Here is a 14,021-nt window from a genome sequence, read left to right on the forward strand (position 1 = left end):
GTGATTGAACACGCGCCGTATGGATTCCCGCTTGCGCGGGAATGAGGTGGGGATGGCTGGTGCTGGTCTTAGCGTGGTGGCTTCTGTACTTGATTGCCGATCACGCCGCCAACTGCTGCGCCGCCGACGGCGCCGACCGCGCTGCCGCCGGTCAGGACTGAGCCAGCGACCGCGCCGACACCCGCGCCGATGGCGGTGTTTTTATCCTGGCCCGACATGTTGGCGCAGGCACTCAGACCCAGGGTGGCTGCCAACACGGTGGCGGTTGCTGCAATACGCTTGATGTTGTTCATGATTTTCTCCTCTGGCAGGTCAGGCGCGGTATTGCACCCGGACCGATGGTTCCAGAGTAATCACTCATGCCATGCGCTTCCGTTCGTCATCCCACATAGAACTCATATCAGCGTTGAGCTTTGCCGGGAGGTGGTGCCACTGCCTTGCCGCCGGCCTGCGCCATCAGTGCCTGGCAGCCCGGCGTTTCGCCAGGCCCGGTGCTGACCAGCGGCACGATGGCCGCCACCGGGGCTACCACCGCCAAAGCCAGCGCTCCGCCAGCGCGCAGCGCCAGCGCGCCCTTGTCGACGCTGACGTCCGGGTCCTTGAATGTGCCGCGCACATAAATCGGCGCGCGCAGCGAGATCACGCGCACCGACTTGGCGTCCGGCTTCAGTGTCAGGTCGAGCTGCTCGTTGCCGAGGTTGACGGTGCCGTTGACATCGATGCGCGCTTCGGACGTATCCACCGTGAACAGCCGCGACTTCATCACGCCGTTATGCACGGCAAAGTCGGTGACCATGCAGTTCAGCTTGACCTGCTTGTCGCCCACCAGGCGCGTCAGCACCACGCTGCCGATGTTCAGGCCCATGGTTTCCAGCATCAGCTTGCTGACGCTGCCCTGGTTGATGACGCCCTTCAGTTCGCCATTGGACGCGCCCAGCAGGCCGGCCACCGAGTTGCCGGTGGCGGACAGCGACACGTCGGCATTGATTTCACCCACGGTGGCCTGCATGCCGTCGATCGACGGGAACAGCTGCTTCAGTTGCAAGCGCTTGGCGCCGGCCTTCAGCTCGGCGCGGATGGCGTCCGGATTGATCTTGCCACTGCCGTCCAGCATGACGTTGGAAACGAAGCGGCCACCGGCGATGTCGAAGTTCAGCGGCGTCAGCGCCAGCACGCCATCCTTCAGGTGAATCTGCGTTTCCAGGTTCTGGATCGGCAAATCCTTGTCGCGGGTGATGCGCGCAGCCTTGAAGTTGACGTCGGCGTCGATGGCGGTCCAGCGCTTGGTGCGGAATTTCTCCACCGGTAGCACCTTGTTGCCGGGCTGAAGCTGCTCGGCGCCGCGCGCCTCCTTGCTGGCGTTGGAATCGGCGCCGATCAGCGGGCCGAGGTCGGACACTTGCAGCAGCCTCGATTGCACCGTGCCGCTCAGCAGCGGGCGTGGCGCGCCGGTCTTGAATTCCAGCTTGCCGGCGATGTCGCTGTGGCCGACCTTGCCAGTAAATTTCTCGTACACCCAGCGGCTGGCATTGGCGCCGAGGTTGCCAGTCAGGTGGCCTTCGGTGACGAAGGGCGGCGTCTCCGGCAGCAGCACGCCGGTCAGGCCGTACAAGCGTGCCATGCTGGGGCCGGACAGCTTCAGCTGCATGTCGATTGCCGTCAGCGAGGCGGGCTTGGTCAGCGTGCCGTCAAAGCTGATGCTGGTGCCGCCGACGTTGAGATTGGCCATCAGCGGGTAGGGCGTCAGTTGCTGTAGCGCCAGAACGGCGCCGGCCTTGCCGCTGCCGCTGACGTCCTGGTTGTTCCATTTGCCCCGCAACTGCCAGCTGACGCCGTAGCGCGGGTCGGCGATGGTGTCGACCATGGCGCTGGCGTCCACATGCGTCATGGCGTCGATGTAGCGCACCGTGCCTTTGGAGAACACCACGCTACGCACGTTCAGTTTCCAGGCCGAAGCTTCATCGTCGCTGTGGAAGGTCCAGTTGTTGCGGCCATCGGCTTCGCGTTGCAGCAGCAACTGCGGATTATCGAAGCGCAGCTGCGGAATCTCGATACGCTGGCGTAGCAGTGGCAGCGGTTCGATGGCAAACGCGAACTGGCCGACGCTGGCCATCTCGGCCGGCGCCTGCATGCCGCGCGGATTGCCGATGTGGACATCGCTGGCCACCAGGTGCGGCATCGGTAGCCAGCTGCCTTGCTGGCGCCAGGCCAGCGACACCGCGCCGCGTATCTCGAACGGCCGCTTGATGGCGGTGCCGATCTTGTCGTTGAGCCAGGGGCGCGCACGGTTCCAGTCGACATTGCTCAGCACGATAACGGCGACGACAGGCACGGCCAGCACGACGGCGCTGGCGGCAACGGCAATACGGGTACGGCGGGACAGGGGCATGGCTAACCTTGGAAGTGAGTTGCATCATTTTACACACTCCGGCTTTTTGTGCGTCACCGTACTGATGCTACAGCGACATCAGCCTATAACGTCAACCGTACCTTCCAATTTTTAAGGAGAACAATAATGATGACGATGAACGCCCAATGGCAAATGCTGTGCGGTATGGCCGTGCTGATCGGCCTGAGTGGTTGTGCCAGCGATAAAACGCCTGCCACCGCTGACGTGGCTGTCTCGCGCGCCCAGGTCGCTGCGGCCACCAGTGCCGGCGCCGCCGACCTGGCACCAGCCGAAATGCAGGCCGCACGTGAAAAACTGATGCGCGCCAACCAGGCGCTGGCCGCCAAGGACTACAAAACAGCGCAAGACCTGGCCACGCAGGCCTCGGCTGACGCGCAGCTGGCGCAAAGCAAGGCCAACTCGGCCAAAGCCACCACCGCTGCCGACGAGCTGCAAAACAATATCCGCCTGCTGCGCGAAGAAGTCCAGCGCGCCAACGCCACCAGCCAACAATAACAAGGAGTAGCCATCATGAAAAAACTCGTTCTGCTGCCAACCGCTTTTGCCATGTCGGTAATGTTTGCTGCTTGCAGCACCACGCCAACCACCACCAGCCAGCTGGACCAGGCGCGTGGTGACTTCATGGCTGCGCAAAGCAATCCATCCGTGGCCGCCAATGCGCCGCTGGAATTCAAGGCCGCATCGGATGCGCTGGACCGCGCCAATACCGCCGCCGCGAAAAAAGAGAGCCTGGACGAAATCGACAAGCTGGCCTACATCGCCAAGCAGAAGATCGCCACCGCGCAGGAAGCTGCCAAGGCCAAGCAGGCAGAGGCCGATGTGGCCAACGCCGCCCGTCAGCGTGACGAGATCCGTCTGCAGGCGCGCACCGCCGAAGCCAACAACGCCAAGGCTGCCGCCGACCGCGCCAAGGCCGACGCTGACGCCGCGCGCATGCAGGCTGAAGCCGCTGCCAATTCGGCGCGCGACGAAGCCGCCAAGAACGCTGCGCTGCAACAGCAACTGGCCGACCTGCAAGCCAAGCAGACCGAACGCGGCATCGTCATCACGCTGAGCGATGTGCTGTTCCAGGTTGACCGGGCCGAACTGAGCGCCGAAGGCATGCGCACCGCACAAAAAGTCGCCGACGTGCTGGCGCAGGAACCACAGAGCATTGTGCAGGTCGAAGGCTTTACCGACAGCACCGGCACTTCGTCGCACAATCTGGAGCTGTCGCAGCGTCGCGCCGAATCGGTACGCAACGCGCTGATCGGCCTGGGCGTTTCAAGCGCCAAGATCGCCACCCGTGGCTATGGTGAAGCGTATCCGGTGGCCAGCAATAGCGACGCCGGTAGCCGCCAACTGAACCGCCGCGTGGAAATCGTGCTGTCGCAAAACGGCGCACCGATTGCCAACCGACGTTAATCTGACTCTCACTTAGGAAGGAAAGACCATGGCTGAATCCAATCCCACCCAACCGGCAGGCATCGATACCGAAGCCATCCGCGCCGCCGCCCGTAATCTGGAAGACGGTGCGGTGACCGCTGGCTACCAGGGAAACCGCCAGGCCGTCATCAAGATGCTGAACGATGCGCTGGCCACCGAGCTGGTCTGCATCAACCGCTACAAGCGCCACTACTACACGGTCAGCGGCCGCGAGAACGCGGCCATCAAGGCGGAGTTCCTGGAGCATGCCAACGAGGAGCAGGAGCACGCCGACTGGCTGGCCGAGCGCATCGTCCAGCTGAACGGCGACCCTGATTTCAATCCGGCGACGTTGCTTGCACGTAGCCATGCCGAGTATGATGCGTCAGAGGACGTACAATCGATGGTGCGCGCCAACCTGATTGCCGAGCGCGTGGCGATCGAAGCCTACCGTCAGATGATCAATCAAATTGGCGATACCGACCCGACAACGCGCCATCTTTTGATCAAGATCATGGCGGTTGAAGAGGAGCACGCCGACGATATGCGTGATATGTTGACCGAACACGGTTGACACGGCGGAACCCTATTTGCTATACAGTTTTCACATCAACAACCAAAACAGGAGCTTAATCATGCTGGAACAAAACATCAGTACCGTGAATAATGACGTGAAAACTCTGGTAAAGGATGCCCAGGCCTTGTTCACCGCAGCCACCGCGCTGACCGGCGAAAAGGCCGATGAACTGCGCGGCCGCGGCATGCGTGCGCTGGATACTGCACTGGCCAAGGCGCATGAAGCCCAGGTCAGCGCGGTGGCTGCCACCAAGGTCGCGGCGCAGCAAGCCGACGACTACGTCAAGGAAAACCCATGGCGTTCGATCGCAGCAGCGGCTGGTATCGGCCTGCTGATCGGCGTCATCATCGGCCGCAAGTAATGGCACAAGACGAAGGCACCCGTCCGCCGGGCCTGATCGCATCGCTGGGTCTGGTGACCCGCAATGCGATCGGCCTGCTGCTCAACCGGCTGGAGCTGGCCGCACTGGAACTGGCGCAGGCACGCAACCACTTGCTGCAACTGGTGGTGGTGTTTGCGCTGGCCGTGCTGCTGGGCGGCTTTGCGCTGATCTATGCGTCGGTCACCATCGTCTACCTGGCGTGGGCGGCGATTGGCTGGGTGATCCTGCCCATCATCACCGTGGTGTTCCTGCTGCTGGCGGTCGCCCTGATCCTGTACGCGCGCGCCATGCTGCGGAGTGGCAAATTGTCGCTGCCGGCCACGATGGCGGAACTCAAGTCCGACCGCGACATGCTGGTCTAAGGAGAAGCCATGACCAACAAACACGAAGACGAGGCCGCGCTGGCGGCTGAAAAGCAGCGCCTGATACGCGAGGGCGAACTGCTGCGCATCAAGGTGGTGCATTCGAAGGCGCTGGTTGGCCAGGCTTTGCAGCCGGATGCGCTGATGCATGGCGCGGTCGACCACGCGGTGGCGCTGGCCCAGGCTCGCCTGGGCGGCTTGCTGCAACCGGGCGGCGCCGGCGGCATGCTGGGCGGCCTGAATTTCAAGTCGATCAAGTCGCTGATGCCGTATGCGCTGACGGTCGGTTCGTTCATTGCGCGCAGGCGCCTGATCAAGCCGGCGCTGGTGGTGGCGGCGCTGGCCGGAGTAGGCGTCGCCTGGCTGTTAAGGCACAAGCGTCAAGCATAAAACAAGGGCCGCTGATGCGGCCCTTGTTGTTTTTACTGGCGTTTCACTTGCCGGCAAGTAGCTGCGGCACTCTGGCCATGTCGGTGTGGTAGGTTTGCTGCGCTTCTTTCAGGCAGGCGCTGCGTTCGGCGGCGGGCGCCTGCTTGCATGCCTGTTTGGCTTCGGCCAGTGCGGCGCCGATTTCCTTGCGCAAGGTGCGCGCCTGTTCGGCGCTGCTGCGGTCCGGTTGCGACCAGCGTGCCGGTTCGCCCTTGGCGACTTCCTGATGTTGCAGCTGGACGTTCTGCGGTGGCGTGGTATCTTGCTGCGCGTGCGCGGCAAGTGCCGCGCACGCCATCATCACGCCGGTGACGATGCGATGAACCATGATGTTCTCCTGAGTTTATAGCCTGCCGGTGAGCAGCATAATCAACAGTATGACCACGATCAGGCCGGTGATGCCGCTGGGTGCATAGCCCCAGTTGCGGCTGTGTGGCCAGGTCGGCAGGGCGCCGATCAGCGCCAGGACCAGGATAATCAGAATTATGGTGCCCATGAGGTTCTCCTTGTTGTATTAGCGGGATTATTAGCGGGAAGAGTAGCGGTACAAACGGCCGTCGATCAGGCGCACGCGGTTGCCAACGCGCAGATCGTAGACGCTGTCCTGTTGCACGACGCGGGTTTCGCCGTTATCCATGCGCACGCTGATCTGGTATTCCTCTTTGGCGTTGCGGTTGTTCTCGACATTGTTGCCGACTACCGCGCCACCAACGGCGCCCGCGACAGTGGCAGCAGCACGGCCGCCGCCGGAACCGACCTGGTTGCCCAGCAGGCCGCCAATCAGGCCGCCGGTGACAGCACCGACGCCAGAGCTTTGACGCCCTTGCATCACCTGGATCGCATCGATGGTGCCGTAGGTCGATGAGTCATTGCTGATATAGCCGATCTGTTGCGGCTGCTGGCTGGTGCTGGCGCAGCCGCTCAGTACGGCGGCGCCGGCCAGGATGGCAGCGGCAAACGTCATTGAGCGTTTCATATTGTTCTCCTCGGAAAAGTGTGTGTCCAGAATAGACAGCTGCCGCGCAGGGGTCTGTGCGCTTACGCACGATGTGCCGAGGTGGCTTTTGTGTACGCTATCGAACAGTAAAACGTCTGAAAGCAGCGTTTAATGGCGACATCGGTAGCAGAGACGGCACAAACCAACGTCCCGCTGGCTGACAAACCCACCTGTAAGTAAAACATCAAGGAGAAACGCCATGAAAATCGCACATAAAATCGCTACTGCTCTGTTCACCGTTTCGCTGCTGGGCGCCATGACCGGCTGCGCATCCACCTCCAGCAAGGAAGGCACCGGCGAATATGTCGACGATTCCGTCATCACCACCAAAGTGAAAGCCAGCATCTTCAACGAGCCTACCCTGAAATCGACCGAAATCAATGTCGAAACCTTCAAAGGCACCGTGCAGCTGAGCGGCTTCGTGGCCCAGCCTGAAGACATCGCCAAAGCAGGCCAGGTGGCCCGTGGCGTCAAAGGCGTAACGGCAGTGAAAAACGACCTGCACGTGAAGTAATTCCCCCCCTGGCTGGCGCGCGCGCACGATGCCGCGCGCCGGCATTCTTCTGTGAGTCATCATGAACCAGCCTGTCGACCTGCCCCGGACTCACGCACAGGCGGCCAGCGCCGACGCTGAGCTCCCTCCAGTTCTTCCTTCCCGTATTCCCCTGCATGTCAACGCGCGCGGCCTGGCGCTGGGCGTGATCGCGACCGTGTCGTTCGTCTGGGCGCTGCAATGGGCGCGCGATTTCCTGGTGCCGCTGCTGCTGGGCATCCTGATTACCTATATGCTGAGCCCACTGGTGTGCTGGCTGGAGCGCTTGCGCGTGCCGCGCGTGATCGGCGTGACGCTGGTGACCGCCGCCATCGTCGGCGGCTCGGTGCTGGTGGTGGACAAGTTGCAGGGCCAGTTCCAGTCGATCGTCGATGAATTGCCGACCGCCGGCCACAAGCTTTCACGTCTGCTGTCCGAGCATTTGCACAGCGGCGGCCCGAGCGCCTTGCAGCGCATCCAGGACGTGGCGACTGAATTGCAACAGGCCACTGCCGCCACCGCCGCCGAACGGCGCGCTGCCCGGCGCGCTGCCGCTGCCGCGCCGCCATCGGCCTTCCCGGTGATGGACTGGATCTGGGCCGGCTCGATGGGCGTGGCCGGTTTCCTCAGCCAGGCGACGATGGTGATCTTCCTGGTGTTTTTCCTGCTGCTGTCGGGCGACACCTTCAAGCGCAAGCTGGTCAAGCTGACCGGGCCGTCGCTGAGCAAGAAAAAAATCACCGTGCACATCCTGGAAGACATCAATATCTCGATCCAGAAATACATGCTGATGCTGCTGGTGACGAATGCCGCGCTGGCGCTGCTGATGTGGGTGGCGCTGCGCTGGATCGGCCTGGAGAATGCCGGCGCCTGGGCCATCGTTGCCGGCCTGCTGCACCTGATGCCTTATTTCGGCCCGCTGCTGATCATGCTGGCCACCGGCGTGGTCGCCTTCCTGCAGTTTGAATCGTTGCAGATGAGTTTGCTGGTGATGGGCGCGTCGCTGGCTGTCGCCACGCTGATCGGCACCGTGGTGACCACCTGGATGACCGGCCGCTTCGCCCGCATGAATGCGGCGGCGGTGTTTGTCAGCCTGCTGTTCTGGGGCTGGTTGTGGGGCGTGTGGGGCTTGCTGCTCGGCGTCCCCGTGATCGTCATCGTCAAGGTGGTCGCCGAGCGGGTCGAAGGCATGGAAGTGCTGGCCGAACTACTTGGAGAGTGAGCCCAGCTGCAAGGCATATTGCCGCGCAAACTCGGCGCCGAGGAAGAAAATCTGCGCCGAGTAGTACACCCACATCAGCACCGCGATCAGCGAGCCGGCGGCGCCATAGCTGCTGGCCACGCCACTATTGCCGATATACGCGCCGATCGCATATTTGCCCAAGGTGAACAGGGCGGCGGTGCCAAGCGCACCGATGGTGACGTCGTGCCACGACAGCGTCACGCGCGGCAGCATCTTGAAGATCACGCCAAACAGCGCGGCAATCACCAGGAAGCTGATGCTCATGTTGACGCAAGTTAGCACGATGCCGGCGTCACCCCACAAGCTGCCCCAGAATTTCTCCAGCAAGGTCAGCGCCGCGCTGATCACCAGCGACACCATCAGCAGAAAGGCCAGCACCAGCACCATGCCGAACGACAGCAGGCGGGTGCGGATGGTGTCCCATACCGTGCCGCTGGTCAGCGGCGGTACTTGCCAGATGGCGTCCAGGCTGGCCTTGAGTTCAGCAAATACGGTGGTGGCGCCGAACAGCAGCAGGCCGCCGGCGATCAGCGTGGCCAGCCGTCCTTCCTCCTTGTTCTGCGCGCCGGCCAGCACCGCCTGGATCGCTTCCGCGCCTTGCGCGCCAACCAGGCCGCGCAACTGTGCGAACAGCTCGCCCTGTGCCGCCTGCGGCCCGTAGAACCAGCCGGCGATCGCCAGCACCAGCACGATGATGGGCGCCAGCGAAAACAGCGTATAAAACGCCAACGCCGCGCCCATGCTGCTGCCGCGGTGTTCGAACCATTCGAGGACGGTGCATTTCAGCACCGAGAATATCGTTTTCTTTTGCATAAATAAAAAAGCCCCGCAACCTGGGTTGCGGGGCTGTTGTTACGGGGATTTATTGTACGCGGCGTTCGATGGTGATCTGTTCCACCTCGACGCGGCGGTTAGGCTCCAGGCACTTGATCAGGTCGGCGCGTTTCTTGTCAGTGCACTCAACCACTGGATTCGACTCGCCCTTGCCCACTGCGGTCAGGCGATTCGCTGCCACACCTTTGCTGACCAGGTAGTCCTTGACCGCGTTGGCGCGGCGCTCGGACAGTTTCTGGTTGTACTTGTCGCTGCCCAGGCGGTCGGCGTAACCGGAGATGGTGACGTCGTTGATGCTGGAGTTGTTGTTCAGCACGTTGGCGATGTCGTCCAGCTTAGGCTGGTTCGAGTTCAGCTTGGCGCTGTCAAACGAGAACAGCTCGGTTGCCGACATGGTCACCTTCTCGAAGCGCGCTGGCGGTGGAGGAGGTGGCGCTGGTGGTGCTGGTGGCGGTGGTGGTGGTTCGGCCACTGGTGGTGCTGGCGGTGCTGGCGGCACAGCGCGCGGTGGCGCGTTGAAGGCGATGTTCAGGCCAATCGTTGCGTAGTAGTTATTGCTCTTGCTGTTAGGGAAGTCTTCGCCACGGATGAAGCCGTGCACGTTACGGATGTCCGCCTGCAGCGCGACGCGTTCGTTCAGGTCAGCCTGGAAGCCCAGGCCGGCGCTCAGGTAAGGCGAGGTGCGCTTGCGCTCGATGTTGCCTGCCAGGTTGGCCTTGTCGCGCTCGGCGCCGATACCCACCAGGATGAATGGACGGAAGGATTTACGGGAGAACATATACAAGCCGTCCACGCCCAGCGTCTCCTGCTGGTAGCGCTGGCCGTTTTCACGCGAGCGGGCATAGGTGTAGCCGGTCTGCACGTCCCAGTTTTCGTTGACGGCTTTGCCGAATTTCAGGCCGGCGCCGTAGCCGGTCTTGTCGACCGCACGGAAATCATCGTCAGGCTTGACAGCGTTGACGCTAGGCTGGATGTACCACGATGGGTTGATGACCGGGTCTTGCTGGGCCATTGCAGAGAACGACGCACACAGGGCTGCTGCGGCTAAGGCGATTTTTTTGGATTTATTCACAGGGTTGCTCCCGATTGTTTAAAAAGTTTCACTGTCAGCAATGTTGTTGCATCGCTGTTGGACCGAAGATTAGGTGACATGGGGCACTCCTTCCGTTCGATACCGCACCAAACTTTGTGCTGTCTCAAATCCGACACAGTTGGTGAAACTTAAACGAACGCCATTTGTCCGAGCTTAAGGCAATAGATGCTTCGCTAATGTTCGTTGACGCACAGACTGTAGCGGCGCTAGCGGGCATTCTTGCGTCAAGCCGTACCAATTCGCGCATTAATTTAAGGAGTGATCCCCATGCACGCAGTCAGCAAACAACAAACCATGGTCCAAAACGAGATGAAAGCCTCGCCGGAGATGCAATCCACCACGGCGCGCCTGGCGATGATGGAGCGCTCGACTCCGGCCCCGCTGGATCGCAAGCCAGCACTGTCGATGGCGTCGATTGAGCGTGTGCGTTCGACCTCTGCCACGCTGCGTCGCATTGAAAACATGCAAAAGCTGATCGGCGAGCTGTCCATGCATGAAATGCTGGCAGATGAAATCGCCTGGTTCCTGAAATTTTCGCCGTCCGGCGCCCGCAAATACATCCGCGACCTGCGCGAAGCCGGCGTCATCGAGCTGGCGCGCTATGTCGAGGGCACGGCCACCTACCTGGGCAAGGCGGTCTATCAGCTGACGCCAGATCCTGAGCGCATCGCTGCCTTCCTGGCCGCCATCGCCCAGCCGAAACGCGAAGGCGTGCCACCACGCAAGGAGCGTCCAGGCCTGCGCGAGCAAGCGATGGCTGGCAGCGGCCGCCACTTCCACATCCTGGCGGACGACACCCATTACGCCATCCGCGTCAACCGTGGCCCGGTGATGCGCGATCCACTGGTGGCAGCGCTGTTTGGCAGCGCCCCGTCGCAGCAAAAAGCAGAATAAGATCCCCCCGCAGGGGTATCATGAACAGCCGGCGCACGCGCCGGCTGTTTTCGTATTGAAATGTTGATATGCAGCCCCACCTTGGCTGGAATGACATCTTACGGACCTGCGGCACATGGAAGCTTTGATCTGGTTAGGCCTGTCGGCGCTGGCGGTGGCGCTGCCCTTCATCTATCCGCGCTGGCGCCTGCAACGGGTGCTGGCCAGGCCCTTGCCGGCTGAAGCCGAGGCGGTTTTACGGCGCAATATTCCCGTCTACAGCCGCATGAGTGCGGATTTGCAGCAGCAGCTGCGGCGCATGGTGGTGCAGTTCCTGCATCAAAAAAAATTCATCGGCTGCGAAGGGCTGGAGGTGACCGATGAAATGGCGGTGATCATCGCCGGCCAGGCTTGTCTGCTGCTCTTGAACCGTCACAGCAAGGTGTATCCGGCCTTGCATACCATCCTGGTTTATCCCAGCGAATTCGTGGCGCAGCGCGCCGAAGTGGGGCCGGGCGGCGTCATCACGCCGGGCCGCCAGAGCATGCTGGGTGAATCGTGGGACGACGGCCGTGTGGTGCTGTCGTGGGACGATGTGCGCCGTGGCGCCGGCGACTGGACCGATGGCCACAATGTCGTGCTGCACGAGTTCGCACACCAGCTGGACAGCGAGTCCGGCCGCGCCAACGGCGCCCCTTATCTGGGCAATCCGGCCAGCTATACCGAATGGTCGGAAGTGCTGTCGCGCGCCTACCAGGACCTGCGCATGCACGCGATGTATCGGCAGGAGGCGGTGATGGACCACTACGGCGCCACCAGCCCGGCCGAATTCTTCGCCGTCGCCACCGAAACCTTTTATGAAAAGCCGTACCAGATGGCGCAGCATTATCCCGAGCTGTTTGCGGAATTCCTCAAATACTACCGGGTCGATCCGCGCGAATGGATGTCGCCGCCGCCACCGCCGCCAGCGCCGGAACAGCCGCTCAGCTACGCCTACGGCTGGTAATCACAGGATGATGGAGCCGTCGTCGGTGCGCTTGACGTGCAACAGGCCCGGTTCCTCTTCCTCCAGCCGCCGCGCCTCCAGTTCCTCCGCGCTGGGCGCCTTGCCGGCTTCGGCCAGCAGGCGCTGGCGCTCTTCCAGTCCTTGCAGGATGTTCTGTTCCAGCTCGGCCTGCTGCCACGGCTTGGGAATAAAACGGAACACGTGAGCGTCGTTGATGGCTGCCATGGCGGTCTTGAAGTCGGTCGAGGCGCTCAGCATGATGCGCACCGTGGTTGGCGCCACCTCTTTCAGCGCCTGCAGGAAATCGCCGCCGGTCATCTCCGGCATCATGAAATCGGACATCACCAGGTCGAAATCGCAGACGCAGATGCGGTTCAGCGCGTCGAAAGGATTGGTGAAGGTTTCAATTTGCGCGCCGGCCAGCGCCTTGCTCTGACGTAGCGCCCGTTGCAGCGCGCTCAGCATGTTGGGTTCGTCGTCCACCAGCAGTATGCGGGTCATGATTGCTCCTCGGTATGGCGTATCGGCAGCAGCACGCGGAAGCAGGTGCCGCGTCCCAGTTCGGTATCGACTTCGATGCGGCCGCCATGCTTCTGCACGATGCCGTAAGCCAGCGACAGGCCCAGCCCGGTGCCTTTGCCGACCGCCTTGGTGGTGAAAAAAGGATCGAAGATGCGCGACAGCGTATCGGGCGCGATGCCGTTGCCGGTGTCTTCGACTTCCAGCCTGACGGTGTGCGGGTCGGCCATGCCGGTGCGCAGCGTGATGGTGCCGCGCTGCTCGCCCATGGCTTGCGCGGCGTTAACCACCAGGTTCAGCACCACCTGGTTGATCTGCAAGGGCAGGCACTCGATTTCCGGGATGTCGCCATAGGCCTTGACCACGTCGGCGCGGTATTTGACTTCGTTGGCGACGATGTTGAGGGTGGAGTCGATGCCCTGGTGCAGGTCGGCGCGGCTCCATTCCTGGTTGTTGTCGGCGCGCGAGAAATCCTTCAGGTCGTCGACGATGTGGCGCACGCGCACCAGGCCTTCGCCAGATTCGCGCATCAGCGCCGGGATGTCTTCGCGCAGGAAATCGAGGTCGATGCGCTCGCGCATGGCGCGCAGCCGCGCCGCCACCGCCGGCTCGGCGATGCTGGTTTCGGCAGCCTGGTAGGCGTCCAGCATCTCGAACAGCTGGGTCAGGTAGTTTTGCAGCGTGCCGACATTCGAGAAGATGTAGCCGATCGGGTTGTTGATTTCGTGTGCGACGCCGGCCGCCAGTTGGCCGATCGAGGCCATTTTCTCGGCCTGCACCAGTTGCTGCTGGGCCGCCGACAGCAGGTCGTTCAGCTCGGTCAGCTGGCGGATGTCGTCCTCCAGCTTGTCGTTGGCCTGGGCCAGCTGGCCGGTGCGCTTCTCGACGATGTGTTCGAGGCTGTCGCGCGACTTGCGCAGCGCGTTCTCGGCCACGCGGCGCTCGGTGACGTCGCGCAGCGTTTCGATGGCGCCGACGATATGGCCGTCGGCATCGCGCAGCGGCGCGGCGGTGAAATGCAGCCAGTGGCCGCTGGCGCCGATATTCGGGAAGAAGTCTTCCGACTCGTAGGCGCCGGGGATCAGCGCCGATTCATGGGTATGGCCGGGATAGTAGGACGGGATGTCGGGATCGCCGGACAGGATCAGGTCGCACAGCAGCGGCCGCTCCTTCAGGTAGAACGGCTGCCACTGGTTGCGCGTGCCGACCATGCAGGCGCGGGTCCAGCCCAGCAGCTGCTCGCACGCCTTGTTCCAGTGGGTGATGACGTGGTGGCGGTTGATGGCGAAGGTGGCGACCGGATGGCCGTCAAAGAATTCGGACAAGGCCACTTCCGCCTGGGTAGGGAGTTTCATCGCGC

The 14,021-nt window shown here is 62.4% G+C and carries 19 protein-coding genes; 10 read left to right on the top strand and 9 right to left on the bottom strand.

The window, feature by feature from the left end:
• Nucleotides 1-68: 68 nt before the first annotated feature.
• Together BLS51_RS27955 and BLS51_RS27960 are read right to left on the bottom strand one after the other, a co-directional pair.
• Nucleotides 69-293 carry a glycine zipper 2TM domain-containing protein gene (locus tag BLS51_RS27955; RefSeq protein ID WP_090192281.1) on the bottom strand — a complete coding sequence of 75 codons (225 nt, stop codon included), beginning with the start codon at nucleotides 291-293 and terminating at the stop codon, nucleotides 69-71.
• A gap of 107 nt (nucleotides 294-400) precedes the next feature.
• On the bottom strand, nucleotides 401-2,389 hold the full coding sequence (locus tag BLS51_RS27960) for an AsmA family protein (protein ID WP_090192280.1): 1,989 nt from the start codon (nucleotides 2,387-2,389) through the stop codon (nucleotides 401-403).
• A gap of 129 nt (nucleotides 2,390-2,518) precedes the next feature.
• On the opposite strand from BLS51_RS27960, the gene BLS51_RS27965 reads away from it, so the two are divergent.
• The 6 genes from BLS51_RS27965 to BLS51_RS27990 all read left to right on the top strand — a co-directional run bounded on the left by BLS51_RS27965 (nucleotide 2,519) and on the right by BLS51_RS27990 (nucleotide 5,525).
• On the top strand, nucleotides 2,519-2,905 hold the full coding sequence (locus BLS51_RS27965) for a DUF4398 domain-containing protein (RefSeq protein ID WP_373994366.1): 387 nt from the start codon (nucleotides 2,519-2,521) through the stop codon (nucleotides 2,903-2,905).
• A 15-nt stretch (nucleotides 2,906-2,920) separates the two neighbouring features.
• Nucleotides 2,921-3,814 (top strand): OmpA family protein, encoded by an 894-nt coding sequence (locus BLS51_RS27970; RefSeq protein WP_229207787.1) that lies wholly within the window; start codon nucleotides 2,921-2,923, stop codon nucleotides 3,812-3,814.
• A gap of 28 nt (nucleotides 3,815-3,842) precedes the next feature.
• Nucleotides 3,843-4,388 carry a ferritin-like domain-containing protein gene (locus tag BLS51_RS27975; RefSeq protein WP_090192278.1) on the top strand — a complete coding sequence of 182 codons (546 nt, stop codon included), beginning with the start codon at nucleotides 3,843-3,845 and terminating at the stop codon, nucleotides 4,386-4,388.
• A 61-nt stretch (nucleotides 4,389-4,449) separates the two neighbouring features.
• Nucleotides 4,450-4,752, top strand: a complete 303-nt coding sequence (locus BLS51_RS27980; RefSeq protein ID WP_090192277.1) for an ElaB/YgaM/YqjD family protein — start codon at nucleotides 4,450-4,452, stop codon at nucleotides 4,750-4,752.
• Nucleotides 4,752-5,135: a phage holin family protein gene (locus tag BLS51_RS27985; RefSeq protein ID WP_090192276.1), complete on the top strand. Its 384-nt coding sequence runs from the start codon at nucleotides 4,752-4,754 to the stop codon at nucleotides 5,133-5,135. Before BLS51_RS27980 ends, BLS51_RS27985 begins: the two co-directional genes overlap by 1 nt.
• A 9-nt stretch (nucleotides 5,136-5,144) precedes the next feature.
• The gene (locus BLS51_RS27990) at nucleotides 5,145-5,525 is read left to right on the top strand and encodes a hypothetical protein (RefSeq protein ID WP_090192275.1); all 381 of its coding nucleotides are present in this window, start codon (nucleotides 5,145-5,147) and stop codon (nucleotides 5,523-5,525) included.
• Between the two features lie 43 nt (nucleotides 5,526-5,568).
• Here BLS51_RS27990 and BLS51_RS27995 read toward each other — a convergent pair whose 3' ends face one another.
• From BLS51_RS27995 to BLS51_RS28005, 3 genes are read right to left on the bottom strand one after another with little or no spacing between them, the layout of a single operon-like run.
• Nucleotides 5,569-5,892, bottom strand: coding sequence for a hypothetical protein (locus BLS51_RS27995; RefSeq protein WP_090192274.1), 324 nt, complete (start codon nucleotides 5,890-5,892; stop codon nucleotides 5,569-5,571).
• Between the two features lie 15 nt (nucleotides 5,893-5,907).
• On the bottom strand, nucleotides 5,908-6,060 hold the full coding sequence (locus tag BLS51_RS28000) for a DUF3309 domain-containing protein (RefSeq protein WP_090192273.1): 153 nt from the start codon (nucleotides 6,058-6,060) through the stop codon (nucleotides 5,908-5,910).
• 30 nt (nucleotides 6,061-6,090) lie between these two features.
• On the bottom strand, nucleotides 6,091-6,540 hold the full coding sequence (locus BLS51_RS28005; RefSeq protein ID WP_090192272.1) for a glycine zipper 2TM domain-containing protein: 450 nt from the start codon (nucleotides 6,538-6,540) through the stop codon (nucleotides 6,091-6,093).
• Between the two features lie 220 nt (nucleotides 6,541-6,760).
• Here BLS51_RS28005 and BLS51_RS28010 point away from each other — a divergent pair, with 220 nt between their 5' ends.
• Entirely contained in the window at nucleotides 6,761-7,075 is a 315-nt protein-coding gene (locus tag BLS51_RS28010; protein WP_090192271.1) for a BON domain-containing protein, read from the top strand.
• A 61-nt stretch (nucleotides 7,076-7,136) separates the two neighbouring features.
• Nucleotides 7,137-8,315, top strand: coding sequence for an AI-2E family transporter (locus BLS51_RS28015; protein ID WP_090192270.1), 1,179 nt, complete (start codon nucleotides 7,137-7,139; stop codon nucleotides 8,313-8,315).
• Here BLS51_RS28015 and BLS51_RS28020 read toward each other — a convergent pair.
• Both BLS51_RS28020 and BLS51_RS28025 read right to left on the bottom strand, forming a co-directional pair.
• A complete protein-coding gene (locus tag BLS51_RS28020) occupies nucleotides 8,301-9,149 on the bottom strand; it encodes a YihY/virulence factor BrkB family protein (protein WP_090192269.1) in 849 nt (282 codons plus the stop codon). The genes BLS51_RS28015 and BLS51_RS28020 overlap by 15 nt on opposite strands.
• Nucleotides 9,150-9,198: 49 nt before the next feature.
• On the bottom strand, nucleotides 9,199-10,242 hold the full coding sequence (locus BLS51_RS28025; RefSeq protein ID WP_090192268.1) for an OmpA family protein: 1,044 nt from the start codon (nucleotides 10,240-10,242) through the stop codon (nucleotides 9,199-9,201).
• Between the two features lie 330 nt (nucleotides 10,243-10,572).
• Here BLS51_RS28025 and BLS51_RS28030 point away from each other — a divergent pair, with 330 nt between their 5' ends.
• Both BLS51_RS28030 and BLS51_RS28035 read left to right on the top strand, forming a co-directional pair.
• The gene (locus BLS51_RS28030) at nucleotides 10,573-11,157 is read left to right on the top strand and encodes a winged helix-turn-helix domain-containing protein (RefSeq protein ID WP_090192329.1); all 585 of its coding nucleotides are present in this window, start codon (nucleotides 10,573-10,575) and stop codon (nucleotides 11,155-11,157) included.
• A 115-nt stretch (nucleotides 11,158-11,272) separates the two neighbouring features.
• A complete protein-coding gene (locus BLS51_RS28035; protein WP_090192267.1) occupies nucleotides 11,273-12,142 on the top strand; it encodes a M90 family metallopeptidase in 870 nt (289 codons plus the stop codon).
• Here BLS51_RS28035 and BLS51_RS28040 read toward each other — a convergent pair whose 3' ends face one another.
• Together BLS51_RS28040 and BLS51_RS28045 are read right to left on the bottom strand one after the other, a co-directional pair.
• Nucleotides 12,143-12,643: a response regulator gene (locus BLS51_RS28040; protein ID WP_090192266.1), complete on the bottom strand. Its 501-nt coding sequence runs from the start codon at nucleotides 12,641-12,643 to the stop codon at nucleotides 12,143-12,145. It lies immediately after the preceding gene.
• Nucleotides 12,640-14,016 carry an ATP-binding protein gene (locus BLS51_RS28045; RefSeq protein ID WP_090192265.1) on the bottom strand — a complete coding sequence of 459 codons (1,377 nt, stop codon included), beginning with the start codon at nucleotides 14,014-14,016 and terminating at the stop codon, nucleotides 12,640-12,642. The genes BLS51_RS28040 and BLS51_RS28045 overlap by 4 nt, the downstream gene beginning before the upstream one ends.
• Nucleotides 14,017-14,021 lie beyond the last annotated feature (5 nt).

This window comes from Duganella sp. OV510, assembly GCF_900100205.1.
Taxonomy (GTDB): domain Bacteria; phylum Pseudomonadota; class Gammaproteobacteria; order Burkholderiales; family Burkholderiaceae_D; genus Rugamonas.